The organism is Azospirillum thermophilum (assembly GCF_003130795.1).
Classification (GTDB): domain Bacteria; phylum Pseudomonadota; class Alphaproteobacteria; order Azospirillales; family Azospirillaceae; genus Azospirillum; species Azospirillum thermophilum.
In genome coordinates, this window is sequence record NZ_CP029353.1 from 843909 (window position 1) to 857336 (window position 13428).

Annotated in this window: 10 protein-coding genes and 1 pseudogene; 3 read left to right on the forward strand and 8 right to left on the reverse strand. The window is 64.0% G+C overall.

The features are described from left to right. Positions 1 to 14: 14 nt before the first annotated feature. Positions 15 to 1415: an N-acetylmuramoyl-L-alanine amidase gene (locus tag DEW08_RS10075; protein ID WP_109326732.1), complete on the reverse strand. Its 1401-nt coding sequence runs from the start codon at positions 1413 to 1415 to the stop codon at positions 15 to 17. 600 nt (positions 1416 to 2015) lie between these two features. Between DEW08_RS10075 and DEW08_RS10080 the strand changes: the two genes are divergently transcribed. Next, positions 2016 to 5147 (forward strand): Rne/Rng family ribonuclease, encoded by a 3132-nt coding sequence (locus DEW08_RS10080; RefSeq protein WP_109326734.1) that lies wholly within the window; start codon positions 2016 to 2018, stop codon positions 5145 to 5147. 85 nt (positions 5148 to 5232) lie between these two features. Next, a complete protein-coding gene (gene greB / locus DEW08_RS10085) occupies positions 5233 to 5790 on the forward strand; it encodes a transcription elongation factor GreB (RefSeq protein ID WP_109326735.1) in 558 nt (185 codons plus the stop codon). Positions 5791 to 5841: 51 nt separating this feature from the next. On the opposite strand, the gene DEW08_RS10090 is transcribed toward greB, so the two are convergent. The 6 genes and pseudogenes from DEW08_RS10090 to DEW08_RS33435 all read right to left on the reverse strand — a co-directional run bounded on the left by DEW08_RS10090 (position 5842) and on the right by DEW08_RS33435 (position 11778). Further along, positions 5842 to 6942 (reverse strand): pyridoxal phosphate-dependent aminotransferase, encoded by a 1101-nt coding sequence (locus DEW08_RS10090; protein WP_342760763.1) that lies wholly within the window; start codon positions 6940 to 6942, stop codon positions 5842 to 5844. A 136-nt stretch (positions 6943 to 7078) separates the two neighbouring features. Then, on the reverse strand, positions 7079 to 7276 hold the full coding sequence (locus tag DEW08_RS33745) for a helix-turn-helix transcriptional regulator (RefSeq protein ID WP_109326738.1): 198 nt from the start codon (positions 7274 to 7276) through the stop codon (positions 7079 to 7081). Between the two features lie 1652 nt (positions 7277 to 8928). Next, positions 8929 to 9378, reverse strand: coding sequence for a hypothetical protein (locus DEW08_RS10100; RefSeq protein ID WP_109326741.1), 450 nt, complete (start codon positions 9376 to 9378; stop codon positions 8929 to 8931). A gap of 168 nt (positions 9379 to 9546) precedes the next feature. Beyond that, positions 9547 to 9822, reverse strand: a complete 276-nt coding sequence (locus DEW08_RS10105) for a phage tail tape measure C-terminal domain-containing protein (protein ID WP_109326743.1) — start codon at positions 9820 to 9822, stop codon at positions 9547 to 9549. A gap of 105 nt (positions 9823 to 9927) precedes the next feature. Next, entirely contained in the window at positions 9928 to 10686 is a 759-nt protein-coding gene (locus tag DEW08_RS10110; protein WP_109326744.1) for a hypothetical protein, read from the reverse strand. A gap of 300 nt (positions 10687 to 10986) precedes the next feature. Further along, a pseudogene (locus DEW08_RS33435) lies at positions 10987 to 11778 on the reverse strand (tape measure protein). Between DEW08_RS33435 and DEW08_RS30715 the strand changes: the two are divergent. Beyond that, positions 11761 to 12315 carry a hypothetical protein gene (locus tag DEW08_RS30715; RefSeq protein WP_146214674.1) on the forward strand — a complete coding sequence of 185 codons (555 nt, stop codon included), beginning with the start codon at positions 11761 to 11763 and terminating at the stop codon, positions 12313 to 12315. The pseudogene DEW08_RS33435 and the gene DEW08_RS30715 sit on opposite strands and share 18 nt — an antisense overlap. 844 nt (positions 12316 to 13159) lie before the next feature. Here DEW08_RS30715 and DEW08_RS10125 read toward each other — a convergent pair. After that, complete coding sequence (locus DEW08_RS10125; RefSeq protein WP_146214675.1) at positions 13160 to 13369, reverse strand: hypothetical protein; 210 nt, start codon at positions 13367 to 13369, stop codon at positions 13160 to 13162. Positions 13370 to 13428 lie beyond the last annotated feature (59 nt).

Sequence of the window (13428 nt, forward strand, 5' to 3'; positions counted from 1 at the left end):
CCGGAGACCCTCCGTCAGCCGCGCCGGCCGGAGGAGAGGGAGCGGAAATAGGCGTCAACCGCCCGGGTCAGCGCCCGGCCCAGCCGCTCGCGGTGCTCCGGCGTGGTCAGCAGGTTCACGTCCTGGCGGCTCGACAGATAGCCCATCTCGATCAGGACGGAGGGGATGTCGGGCGCGGTCAGCACGGCGAAGCCGGCCTGACGGTGCGGCTTGTTGGGGATCAGCTTGACCTCTCGGCCGAGCTGTTCCAGCGCCGTGCGGGCGAAGCGCTTGGAGTGGTTCCGGGTGTCGCGCTGGGCGAGGTCGATCAGGATCGTGGCGACGAGGTCGTTCTCCGCCGACAGGTCGAGCCCGGCCAGCGCGTCCGCCCGGTTCTCCTTGGCGGCGAGCGTCTCCGCCTCGCGGTCGGACGCCTTGTCGGACAGGGTGTAGATCGACAGGCCGCGGATCGAGCCGCTGCCGATGCTGTCGGCATGCAGCGAGATGAACAGGTCGGCGTCGGCCTCGCGGGCGATGGCGACGCGCTCGCGCAGGCGGATGAACACGTCCTTGTCGCGGGTCAGCAGCACCCGGTAGCGGCCCGACGCCTCGAGCTGCCGCTTGGCCTCGCGGGCGGCGGCCAGCGTTATGTCCTTCTCGTGGATGCCGTTCACCCCGATGGCGCCGGGATCGACGCCGCCATGGCCGGGATCGAGCACGATCAGCGGCTTCTCCGCCTTGGACGGGGCGCGCGGCGCCTGGGGCGCCTGGGTCGGGGCGGCCGGCGGAGCGGCGGGCAGGGCGGCGGGGATGATCGGCGGCGGCGGGGCAGGGGTGGGAACCACCGGGACCGGCCGCACCTCGCCGCCGTGACGCGGGGTCGGCGGTGCCGCGGACGCGGTGCGGCGGAACTCCTCCGCCGAGACCCGCTCGATGTCGAGGACGAGGCGCGACTGCCGGCCGTCGCGCGGCGGCAGCATCATGGCGTCGCGCACCTTGGCCGGTCCGGCCGTCTCGAAGGTCAGGCGCAGCGTTCCCGGCTCCACCACCGCATAGCGGTAGCGCGAGACGATCCCCTTGCCTTCCACGGGAACGGAACCGCCGGGCCACGCCAGCTCCGGCAGGTCGACGACGATGCGGTAGGGGTTGGCGAGCGTGGTGATGCGGAAGGGCACGGCCTCCGTCACCTCCAGCACGAAGCGGGTCATGTCCGGGTGGAGGCCGAGCCGGGCGTCGATCACCGCCGGGCGCGCCACCGGCGGCGCCATCAGGGCGGCGGTCGTCTGGGCCGAGGCCGGGGTCAGGCCGGCGGCGAGGCCGGAGGCCAGACCGGCGGCGAGCGCCCACAGCAGCACCATCGCCGCGGCGAGGGCCGCGCCTGCAGTCGTGCCGAACCAACGTCGCGTCGGCCGGCGAAGGAAAGGCAGCCGCGGCATGCGTGGGGAAACCGGTGGGCAAACTCAGGTCAACGCTATCTCCAGCTATAGCGGAGCGAAATCAACGTCTTCAACGGTGACGGTGAGGCGCCGCATCAATTCCCGCCGAGGGTGCCGTTCGTGCAACACCCGGTCCGGTATTGGCCGGTGTTGCGGCCGGGGTTCCGGTCGGGCGAATCGGTCGCGCTGCTGTGCAGCCTGCGGGCGATTTCCGCATTGTGCGAGAGAAAGCGCTTGTCTATGGTAGCGATGCGACATACCGCGAACCGCCAGATCCCACTCCGGGCCGTCTTTCGACGGACCAGCCGGCGCCGGGGCCTGCGGCGTCGTCCCGGGAACCGCTCCGCCGGCTGCGATCGGCGATGCTTCCTCCCGGGCATGACGCGATCGGTTGGTGGTCAGAGGACGAAACCTCGAAGCCGGTTGCGGCCGCAAGGCCGGAACCCGGTGCCTGTTGACCGACCCGTCCTGGCTGCTTTCATCAGCGCCGTTCGACGGACTCGCCGCCGGTGCCGCAGGCTTCGCCCACAACAGATGACGCGTCCGGGTGGCCTTTGTCGGTCGCGCGGGCCGGCCGGGGCCGCGTCATGGGGATCTTGTATGGCAAAACGCATGCTGGTGGACGCCACGCATCCGGAAGAAATCCGGGTTGCCGTGGTGAACGGGAACAGGCTCGAGGATCTGGATTTCGAGATCGCGAGCCGCAAGCAGCTCAAGGGCAACATCTACCTCGCCAAGGTGACCCGGGTCGAGCCGTCGCTGCAGGCGGCCTTCGTCGAATACGGCGGAAACCGGCACGGCTTCCTGGCCTTCTCGGAAATCCATCCCGACTATTACCGCATCCCGATCGCCGACCGCGAGGCGCTGCTGGCCGAGGAACGCCGCCTGGAAGAGCAGGCGGAAGCCCGGGCCGAGGCCGCCGCCGACGGCGCCGTGATGGCCGAGCCGGTCCGTCCGGAGCAGGTGGTCGAGGAATGGTCGCCGATGCCCAGCCCGATCGGCGGCGACAACGACGCGGCCGACGGTGACCTGGAAGCCGGCGACGACGAGACCGGTGCCGAGGACAATGGGGTCGATCTTGCCGGCTCCGACGAGGGCGGCTCCGACGAGGGCGACGCCGGCGCCGAGGCCGCCGCCGCTCCGGAGAACCCGGACGTCATCGGCGGCGACGAGGTGGACGAGGTCCAGCGCCGCCGCCCGCGCCCGCTGCGCAGCTACAAGATCCAGGAGGTCATCAAGCGCCGGCAGGTCATGCTGGTGCAGGTGACGAAGGAGGAGCGCGGCAACAAGGGTGCGGCGCTGACCACCTACCTGTCGCTGCCCGGCCGCTACTGCGTGCTGATGCCCAACACGGGCCGCGGCGGCGGGATTTCCCGCAAGATCACCAACCCGGCCGACCGCAAGCGGCTGAAGGAGATCCTGTCGGACCTGGACATTCCGGACGGCATGGCGGTCATCCTGCGCACCGCCGGGCTGGAGCGCTCCAAGCCGGAGATCAAGCGCGACCTCGAATATCTGCTGCGCCTGTGGGACGACATCCGCGAGCAGACGCTGAAGTCGACCGCGCCCTGCCTCATCTATGAAGAGGCGAACCTGATCAAGCGGTCGATCCGCGACCTCTACTCCAACGACATCGACGAGATCTGGGTCGAGGGCGAGGGCGGCTTCCGTACGGCGCAGGACTTCATGGGCATGCTGATGCCCAGCCACGTCAACCGCGTGCAGCTCTACCGCGACACCTCGATCCCGCTGTTCCACCGCTACCAGGTGGAAACGCAGATCGAGGCGATCCACAGCCCGGTGGTGCAGCTCCGCTCCGGCGGCTACATCGTCATCAACCCGACCGAGGCGCTGGTCGCCATCGACGTCAACTCGGGCAAATCGACGCGCGAGCGCAACATCGAGGAGACCGCCTACAAGACGAACCTGGAGGCCGCCGAAGAGGTGGCGCGCCAGCTTCGCCTGCGCGATCTCGCCGGGCTGATCGTCATCGACTTCATCGACATGGAGGAGTCGCGGAACAACGCCGCGGTCGAGCGTCGCCTGAAGGAGGCGATGAAGAACGACCGGGCGCGCATCCAGCTCGGCCGCATCTCCGCCTTCGGCCTGCTGGAGCTGTCGCGCCAGCGCCTGCGCCCGTCCCTGCTGGAGACGAACTTCGAGCGCTGCCCGCACTGCGCCGGCACCGGCGTCGTCCGTTCGGTCGAATCCGCCGCTCTTCATGTGCTGCGCGCCATCGAGGAGGAGGGCATCCGCCGGCGGTCGTCCGAGATCACCGTCGCCGTCCCGACCTCCATCGCGCTCTACATCCTCAACCAGAAGCGCGGCGAGCTGGCGAAGATCGAGGAGCGGCACGGGCTGCGCGTCATGGTGCAGGCCGACGACACGCTGATCGCCCCCGACCACCGGCTGGAGCGGGTGCGCGCCCGCACCGGGGCCGAGGAGGGTCCGCTGGTCAGCGCCGACCGCGTGCTGGCCGAGACCGACCGGGTGCTCGCCGCCGAATCGGCTGAGCAGGCCGCCGCGGAGCTCGAGGCCGACGAGGAAGGCGACGAGGAGGCCGAGGGCGAGGGCGCCGAGCGCTCCGAGGCCGAGGCCAACGGCGGCAGCGAGACCGAGCGCCGCCGCCGCCGCCGCCGCCGCCGCGGCCGTGGCCGCGGGGAGCGCGACGAGGGCCGCACCGGCGAAGAGGCGGGGAGCGAGGCCGCCGCCGAGGGCATCGCTGCCGACAGCGTTTCCGAGGAGGGTGTCGCCGCCGACGCTTCGGCCGGTGAGGCCGATGCCGACGCCGATGCCGACGAGGACGGCGAGGACGAGGGCGCGCCGGAGGGCGTGGAGGCCGGTGACCGTGCCGGCGGCGAGCGCAAGAAGCGCCGCCGCGGCAAGCGCGGTGGCCGTCGCCGGCCGCGTCGCGAGGGCGCCGAGGGGCTGGAGGCCGGTCAGGCCGCCGGGTCCGAGGATGCACCGGTCGAGGCCGCTCCGGCCCAGGCCGACGTTCGCCCGCAGCCCGCTCCGGCGGCCGAGGTCGACGATCTCGACTACATCCTGACCGGCGAGGAGCCGGCCGAGGCTGCCGCGCCGGAGGTCCCGGCCGACACCGCGGTCGCCGCTGCCGAGGCTCCGGCCGTCGCCGAGGAGGCTCCCGCGAAGGCTGCCAAGCGGCCGTCGCGCAAGGCCCCTGCGGCGAAGGCTCCCGAGGCCAAGGCTCCGGCCAAGAAGGCGTCGACCCGTGGCGGCAGGAAGGCCGCCAAGGAGACCCCGGCCGAGGCGCCGGCCGCCGCTGCTCCGGCTGCCCCTGCGGATGCCCCTGTGGATGCCGAGGCCGCGACCGAGAAGGCTCCGGCCCGCAAGCGGTCGTCGAAGAAGGCCAAGTCGGCCGCTGCCGAGGCTCCGGCCGAGGCTCCGGTGGCAGCCGCCCCGGTCGAGCAGGCGGCCCCGGCCGCGGCTCCGGCCAAGAAGCGGTCGTCCAGGAAGGCCAAGGGCGGTGCGGCGGAGGCTCCGGCCGAAGCGGCGCCGGCACCGGCGGCGGTGGAGGCTGCTCCGGCTGCCGAGGCTGCGAAGAAGCGGCCGGCCAGGAAGCGCAAGACCGCGGCCGAGGCTCCGGCCGAGGCGGCGCCCGCTCCGGCGATCAGCGAGCCGGTTCCGGCCCCGGCCGCCGGACCGACGCCCGCGCCGGACGCGGAGGCTCCCGCGCCCGCTGGCAAGCCGCGCCGCGGCTGGTGGCAGCGGTAAGCCGCTCGGGTCACGATCCGGGACTGGAAAAGGCGCCGCGAGGCGCCTTTTCCTTATCCGGGACCAGAACGAGGGACGGACGAGGATGAGCAAGGCCTTCACGCGGGAGACCGATGCGCCCGACGACGATGACGACGTCGAGGACGCGCAACCACTGCCCAAAGGCTCGAAGAACTACATGACCCCGCCGGGTTTCCAGCGCATGCAGGAGGAACTGCGCCATCTGCTGCGCGTGGAACGGCCGAAGGTGGTGGAGGTGGTGTCCTGGGCGGCGGGCAACGGCGACCGCTCGGAGAACGGCGACTATCTCTACGGCAAGAAGCGGCTGCGCGAGATCGACCGGCGCATCCGCTATCTGAACAAGCGGCTGGAATCGGCCACGGTGGTCGATCCCGCCGACCAGAAGAACCGCGACCAGATCTTCTTCGGCGCCACCGTCACCTATGCCCGCGAGGACGGGGCGGAGAACACCATCAAGATCGTCGGGGCGGACGAGGTCGATCTCGACCGCGGCCATGTGAGCTGGGTGTCGCCCATCGCCCGCGCCCTGCTGAAGGCCCGCAAGGGCGACCTCGTCGACCTGCGCACCCCGGCCGGGGTCGAGCAGATCGAGGTGTTGGACATCCGTTACGACGTGGGGTGAGGCGCGGCCCCCTTCCGCGGCGGGCCCTGCCGCGGAAGGGGGCGCCGTCCCTTACTTGCCCTCGCGCCAGGCGATCAGGCGGCGGGCCGCCTCGGCGATCGTCTCCTCGGAGCCGGCGAAGCTGAAGCGCAGGAAGCGCCGGCCGCGGGCAGGGTCGAAGTCGATGCCCGGGGTGCAGGCGATCCCCGTTTCGGCGAGGATCCGCTTGGCGAGTTCCTCGCTGTCGTCGGTCATGTCCGACACGTCGGCATAGATGTAGAAGGCGCCGTCCGCCGGGGCCATCCTGCCGAATCCGGCCTTCGGCAGTTCGCGCAGCAGAAGCTCGCGGTTGCGGGCATAGCGGGCGATGTGGCCCTCCAACTCCTCCACGCAGTCGAAGGCGGCGACGGCCGCGATCTGGCTGATGGTGGGGGCGGAGATGAACAGGTTCTGCGCCAGACACTCGACCGAGCGGATCAGGTCGTCCGGCACCACCATCCAGCCGAGCCGCCAGCCGGTCATCGAGAAGTACTTCGAGAAGCTGTTGACGATCAGCGCGCGGTCGCTGATCTCCGCCGCCGTCACCGCCTCGGTGCCATAGGTCAGGCCGTGGTAGATCTCGTCGGAGACCAGGCGGACGCCGTTGGCGTCGCACCAGCGGGACAGGGCGGTCAGCTCGTCCCGGCTCAGCATCGTGCCGGTGGGGTTGGCCGGGCTCGCGACGATCAGCCCCTGCACCGGGCGGTCCAGCTTCTCCAGAAGCTCGACGGTCGGCTGGAAGCGATGCTCCGGCCCGGTCGGCAGCTCGACCGGCTCCACCCCGATGGCGGTCAGGGTATGGCGGTAGGCGGGATAGCTGGGCGAGGCCATGGCGACCCGGTCGCCCGGATCGAAGGCGGCGAGAAAGCCGAGCTGGAAGGCGCCCGAAGAGCCGGTCGTTACGCAAACGCGCTGTTCCGGCACCGAAACCTTGTAGCGATCCTGGTACCAGCGGGCGATGGCGCTGCGCAGCGGCGGGATGCCGAGCGCCGTGGTGTAGCCCAGCGGATCGCTGCCGGCGAGCGCGCGGGTGGCGGCCTCCACCACGCCCTTCGGCGCGCCGGAGGAGGGCTGCCCCACCTCCATGTGCAGCACCTCCAGCCCGGCGGCTTCCCGCTCGGCGGCGGCGCGCATCACTTCCATGACGAAGAACGGAGGAATTTGCCCACGCTTAGAAATTCCAGGCACTTAGCGATACTCCGTTGCCCACTGGGAAACTATTGGGAAACACAAGCGCGCCGAAAAAGGGCAGCTAGCGCCGCCCTTGGTATCACGTAGCCTGCTCAAACACCATTGCCCCACTGTTGACCCAGCCAACCACGTCAGAGCGGCGATAGCGGACGGATCGGGTTCCCATTTGAATGGGAGCAGGAAAGCGCCCAGCGCAGCGCATCCGCCACAGCGTCGTGCGACTCACGCCAAGCATCATCCGCACTTCGGACTCTGTTAAAACCAGCTTCTCAGTCATCTAGCGCCTATCGGATTTCCGGTCGCGCGGGATTGCGGACCAAAAAGCCGTTGGGCTTCCGGATCCAAGAGGTTGGGCACCTCCCACATAGAAGGTCGGCAGGTCTCCTCTATAGGGAGGATTTAGCCCGACCTCCGCATAGCGTGGTCGCTCTTGAGGAACAAAAAGGGAACATGGTATCGTCTGTGCTGGGTTGCGGAGAGGGAACGATGAGGGCGGAACGATTTGGTACTTTAAGTAGCTACATGGCGCGCGGCGCACGCATCCCGCTCCGCTGCCGCCTATGCGGCCATGCGGCAGATGTCGATCCCGCACCCCTTGCGGAGCGAATCGGCGCAGACGCCGATCCGAACGCTCTGAACTGGAAGTGTTCACGCTGCGGCGCATTTGGTAGCCAGATCGGCATCAGTCGACCAAAATGACCAAGGGGCCGAAACCGGCCCCTCTGTCTCACCACGCAACGAAGTAACCTCTCTCCCATCCTCCAAGCCGCCGCACCTTACGAAGCGCCGCCCGCTTCGACATGTGGACGCTCAGTAGGTCATCTCCACTATATACAAGGTACATCGCGCCTTCTCCTCACACAGCGGCGCCGCTCGACACCGTGCCGCGAAGCTCGCGGCACTCCGCCCTAACTGCTTCAAGCTCGGTACGGATCGACGCAGCATAGTTAAGCACATCACAAACAACCGCAACCATCCCGGACATTAGATCCCGTTCCGAGATGTTTGCTCCAATATCACGCTGTAGCCTATCCAAGTGATCTACAAGAGAATCAAAGGATCCGCTCTCAAACATGCGTGCCTCATCATCATATGTGTTATTGTGATAAAAAGTGTTACCCATATCGTTTTATCAAGTCAACGGTAAAAATGCGGCTAAATAATAATATGGTAAAGCCATATTCTGTCCGGCTCCGCCGGATCATGTGTCGTCAAGGGCCGCGTATTTAAAGTACTTTGCCAAGCGCGCGGAGCGAACGGTTTAGGCATTAGAGAGAACCAGCGGATTTCATCCGGCCACATCCCGCCGCCAAAAGAAGGCGCTTCACTTCTGGTGAAGCGCCTTCTTTTAAATTAGGCTGTCTAGAGCATCCTCGGCCGTCTCGACATAAAACCGAGCAAAGACGTTCTGCTGTTCCGCATCGTCCACTAGGGTGTTACTCCAGACTTCCTGAGTAACACGCTTGCGAAGATCCGGCTTAATATCCTTCTCTATGCACTTATCGACTGCCTTTTTGCTTGCATTTGGCAGCTTCTCCCGACACATCTCGGCAATATCTCCAAGGATAGCCGCTATATAATCTTCTCTTGTGCTATACATTACTCTCACACCAAGTTGTTGAAGTGCTGACGAACAATTGCGGAATGCGATCCGTCGCGTGTAGGATCCATCCCGCACGCGATGTCAGCCGCGAACGCGACAACAAATGTCCCCATCGCCATGCAATCATCCTCTGATTTGTTAAGTCCGCTCTACCAATTACTTTGGCTAAACAGGATGTCAGCCAATTGATAAGCAGGCTTAAGTTTACGATGCGCAAGACGTCTAAGCGTATCGCTCGTGCAGTTCTCCATGTATGTCTCATACGCGGCCTTTTTTACGCCGCGAATGCATGCCAGTCTCAAAATATTACTCATCAAGTCCATCCTTTATTCTGGTAGCTTGCTAACCACATCAACCCTGAAGCAGCCATTTTTGACGGTGTAGAGCCACAGCCGCCCGCCAGAGGCTGTGCGTCCGGCCGTAGAATAGGTTTGGTGTTGCACGAGCGCGGCCTTCTTCAGCAGTTCCGCGCCTCCCTTCGGCGGCAGGGTCGCGCCGACAAGGGCCGGATACAGGTGGATGCCGTCCCCGAGTTCCCTCACACGGGCGGGGACACAGGTTGCAGTCTGCTCGACGGTGTTGAATTCGACCGCTGAGACCTCAGCCGCCCGCACACGCTTGCGCTCAGGATCGTACCCGGCAATCACGTAAAGTTCGCCGTCGTCCAGGTCCCAATAGTCAATGGCCTCGTCAAGCCCGACGCGGGCAATCTCGCATAGGTCATCGAAGGACGTTGCGTCGGTGGATTCGATGTGATTGACGAGACGCCACGTCACAAGCTGAGTGCCCTACCCGCAAAGGGCAATACCCTTTGCGGGTAGACACACTACTTTTGTCATCGCGTGTTTGGGCTGATACTCCAGGTCAAACGCCAGTTCATCGCAGAGGATTTCCGCCCTCGCGGCTGTTAATGACAGGTTGAAAATTGACATGTTAGTCCTTCATTAGCTTAGATCAACCGCAACGAATTGCGGAACAATGACAGGGCGCGCAATGGCAACAAATGCCATTTCTGCCAGCGCCTTCGTGAAGATGTCCTTCAGGCTGTCGGTAAAGTCGCGGAACGTCACCTTCCCGCCCTTCAGCATCTTGGCAAAAAGGTCTTCCCACGCATCGCCGATATTGTCGAAAGCCCTCAAAAAGGCGCCTTCCATCGTGTTGGTTTGCTTGGCGATGTCGATTGCGGCGCTCTGATAGGCGTTCACCAGTTCCGGAGTCATCTTTCCGTTGTCGGAGAGGATCTTGAAACTCTGCTGTAGACGATCCAACCCAAGGCGAAGCTTCGTCTCCCCGTCGCCGTAGTGTTCAAGGATCGACTGCCCTTCCTACGCCGCCTTGGCGTACTCGCGGGAGGCTTCCACGGCTTCCAGCTTCAACCGGATTTCCTCGCGGGTGGATGCAAGATCCTTGTCCTTCGCGTCCAGTCCCAGCGCGCGAAGCTGTCGCTCCACTTCGATTTCACGGGAGACCTTGGCGTATGCGTCGGCACCGTCCAGCGTCGCCGCTGCGAGGCGCTTGGTTTCCTCCGTCTCGATTCCCAGATCCTTCGACCGCTTCAACGCCTGTAGCTTGAGCGTTTCCGCTTCGATGGCGCGGAACCCTGCCTGTAGCTCGTTCAGGCTCACGCCTGCGCGCTGGGCTAGGTCATCCAGCGAAGTGGGAATAATCTTCGCCTGCTTGGCGAAGTTGGTGAGGAAATCCACGGTGCGTTCAAGCGCCTTTGTATCAAGCACAGTCATGTCGCCCATGGAGAGCGCTTCGGCTGCTACCTTCGCATTGGCGAGTTCAAGCCGCAAAGCGGAGTATGCTACCTCCGTGCGCCACACGGCTTTTTCTTCCGTCGTCATGGACTCGGCTGCCTTGTTGGCGCGCTCAATCGCCGCGTCGCGGGTTTGGGTGATGGCGTCCAGCGTGGTCTTGTAATCCTCAGCCGAGATAAAGGGCTTGGACTGGTCCAGCTTCTTAAGCGATTCCTGATATTCCGCGTTCGCTTTGAAGACCGGATCGTTGGCTTTCCGCAGTTCGGCGGCACCGCGCTTCGCAGTGTCAATCCGCTGCTGCCAAGCCCGTTCGTCGGCTGACATAGCCTATTCTCCTGCCTCAACGGCGGAACGGAGCATATCCGTCTGAATTCCATCCAGTTCCTTCACCAGTTCGGCGCGTTGATTCTGGAGCCCCTTCCGCATCCAACTGATGGGGTTGTGAGCAATCTGCGAATTAATGGTGTTGATTTGGCTCTACAGGTCAGCAGCGCGTTCCTGCGGCTTTGGACCGGCAAGGAAGTTGTTCGCCGCTTGAAGGGCTTTCTCCGGGAGCTATAGGAAGAACTTGTACAAGTCAGAGAGATGCAGTTTGTTATCAAGATTGATTAGAAGCTGATCCCACTAATTCGAGATCCCAGCGTTTATCTGTTCAACGGTCCGGGGAATGGTAGAGAAATCCTTGTTCACCTGATCCGTCATGTTGCGCAGCGCTTTCAACACAACATCGGTTGTGATTAGCCCCTCGCTGGCAAGGCTCTTCAGTTCCCCGGTCGTTACGCCCATCGTGCGGGCGATCTCCCGAGTCAGGGCGGGCATGTTCTCGGCAAGGGACCGGTACTCGTCCCCCTGAAGGCGTCCGCTGGCAAGAGCCTGTGACAGCTACGTCAGGGAGGAAGCCGCTTCCTGCGCCGTCTGACCGGACACCTTGCCCAGCTTCAGGAAGGTTTCGGTAAGGCTGGAAACGTCGCTGTTCGCCAAGCCGATGTCCTTGCCGACACCCGCGAACCGGGCCATGGCCGAACCCACGTCGCCCACGGCCACGCCAAGGCGGTTCGCGATGGCGACCGTATCGGCGTACAGCACCTTGGCCGATTCCATGCTGCCGCTCGAAGCGTTCAGCTTCCCGATCAGCAGGTTCATGGCGTCAACCGGCCTTGCCATAGCCGCGCCCGCTGCAAGGGCCGCTGCGCCCAGTACGGTGAAGCCCAAGGCAACCCCGCCGATGACACCCACAGCCGCACCAGCGGCCACGCCAGCAGCGCGTAGGCCCGTTGCAACCGCGCCCACGTCTCGTGCGACGCCGCCCGCCGCAGGGGACAAGGTGCCAAGTGCGGAGATGACTCCACCAAATCCCCGGTTCAGGGTCGGGAGAAGGCCGTTGGTGCGCGCGATCTCATGATTGAGAGTGTTCATGCTGCGGGCGAATTCGCCCTACGCCTTCGCGCCTTCCATGGACCGGGCACCGAACGTCTGGAGGGTGCTGCTGTAAGTGGACAGGGCTGCGCGGGCGCGGTTGATCATATCCGCGTTGCCGTCCATCTATCGCCCAATGCGCTGAACCATAGATTCGGTGCGGGTAAGAGCGGCCTGATAGGCGCGCTCATTGGCAAGAGCCTGCCGAGCGATATCGACGGCGTTGCGCCCGGCATTCGATCCACCCGAGCTACCGGGACGGAAGTTGGAACCACCCGGCGCGTTGGCGCGGGCCTGGATATCGGACAGGCGCCGGACCTTGCGTTCCGTCTCGGTGACGAACTGATCGACCTGCTTCTAAGCTGCGGAGAAATCGATACTCGCCGAAAGAACAAAATCACTCATAATCATAACTCCTCTGATGTTCTTGTGGAGCTATCACAGCGTGATCGCGAAAAAAATCTACTGAGATCAAAATCTATCCGCTGCGCCCCCTCCCGCGTCGCTCAACATAACCAGCGAACATTCCTTTTCTGAACGCTCGCCGGATCGTCTCGGGATGCTTACCAACTAAGCTCGCAAACTGATCTACAGTCAAAAATGACCGTACAGTTTCGGAATATTCTTGAAGAAATAACATAGCTCCTCCTGACTAAAACACGCAGTATTATACGACATTTTGCTGTATATTGGAAGTCATTGGAGCAATATGCTTGAGTAATTAAAGAGATTTAGTAGGTCAGCGGTTAGCATCGGGAGTGTATCCGCTCCAAATGCACCATCCGCGCCGATAGCGAATCCAGTTTGATCAACCTGCGATCCGGGCGCTGGATCGAAACGGCGGTGTTGGTGTAATACTATTGAACCAACATTTCTCGTGGCAGGTAAAAATGCTCGTTAGGGCAGCAATAGCTATAGCGCTAATCGTGGCCGCAACCTCCGCTGCAAACGCCGCGCAGAAGACTAATAACGCCAAAATGATTCAGCAGTGCGATCAAACTCTTCGAGAGTATCTGGTGGCTCCGCTGGAGGCAAAGAAGATGTATGGAGGCTACGGGCAGTATCCGGACGGAAGAGTGTTCGTGAGTATATGCTTCCAAGCCCGCAACTCCATAGGAGGTTTCGGAACGGCTGGTGGAGAATGCATATTCAATGTATCCGGCATCATGACGGATTCTCATATGGGACAGTCATCTGTGCAGAACGCGGCTATATGCGCGATGGCGGAAAGTCTATCTAAGAAAAAATAGGAACCTTCTGGTTCCTTTTGTTAACCGTTGACACGCCTCTGACGCAAGCGCCAATGGTATAAGGAAGACCACACTTCGGTGTGGTCTTTTGATCCTCCATTTTCTATGCCTTCTTCAGCAACTCGCGGAAGTCAGCTACGAACTTGTTCCTCCTGATTCTTCTGGAGGATGTCGTAGTCGGCCTTGAGTGCGACGACCTCACCGAACTCCTTCTTCATCTCCCCACGCAGTTCGGCCTTCGCCTGCTCCAGCATCTTGCGGAAGTCAGGCATGAACTGCTCTGCCGCCGGATGGACGTATGCGCCGTCCTTCTCGATGGAACCCGCGACCGTCATGTTCATGAAGGTCTGGAACTCACGGGCGGCGGGAGTATTGGAGCGCTGGGCGACGCGGCGAACGG

Excerpts from the sequence above, each read along its gene's own strand:
- DEW08_RS10105 (WP_109326743.1), bottom strand. The coding sequence starts at position 9,822 with ATGACTCCGGAACTGGTGAACGCCTATCAGAGCGCCGCAATCGACATC.
- greB (WP_109326735.1), top strand. The coding sequence starts at position 5,233 with ATGAGCAAGGCCTTCACGCGGGAGACCGATGCGCCCGACGACGATGAC.
- DEW08_RS10090 (WP_342760763.1), bottom strand. The coding sequence starts at position 6,942 with ATGCGCGCCGCCGCCGAGCGGGAAGCCGCCGGGCTGGAGGTGCTGCAC.
- DEW08_RS10125 (WP_146214675.1), bottom strand. The coding sequence starts at position 13,369 with ATGAACATGACGGTCGCGGGTTCCATCGAGAAGGACGGCGCATACGTC.
- DEW08_RS10110 (WP_109326744.1), bottom strand. The coding sequence starts at position 10,686 with ATGTCAGCCGACGAACGGGCTTGGCAGCAGCGGATTGACACTGCGAAG.
- DEW08_RS33745 (WP_109326738.1), bottom strand. The coding sequence starts at position 7,276 with ATGACTGAGAAGCTGGTTTTAACAGAGTCCGAAGTGCGGATGATGCTT.
- DEW08_RS10075 (WP_109326732.1), bottom strand. The coding sequence starts at position 1,415 with ATGCCGCGGCTGCCTTTCCTTCGCCGGCCGACGCGACGTTGGTTCGGC.
- DEW08_RS10080 (WP_109326734.1), top strand. The coding sequence starts at position 2,016 with ATGGCAAAACGCATGCTGGTGGACGCCACGCATCCGGAAGAAATCCGG.
- DEW08_RS30715 (WP_146214674.1), top strand. The coding sequence starts at position 11,761 with ATGATTGAGAGTGTTCATGCTGCGGGCGAATTCGCCCTACGCCTTCGC.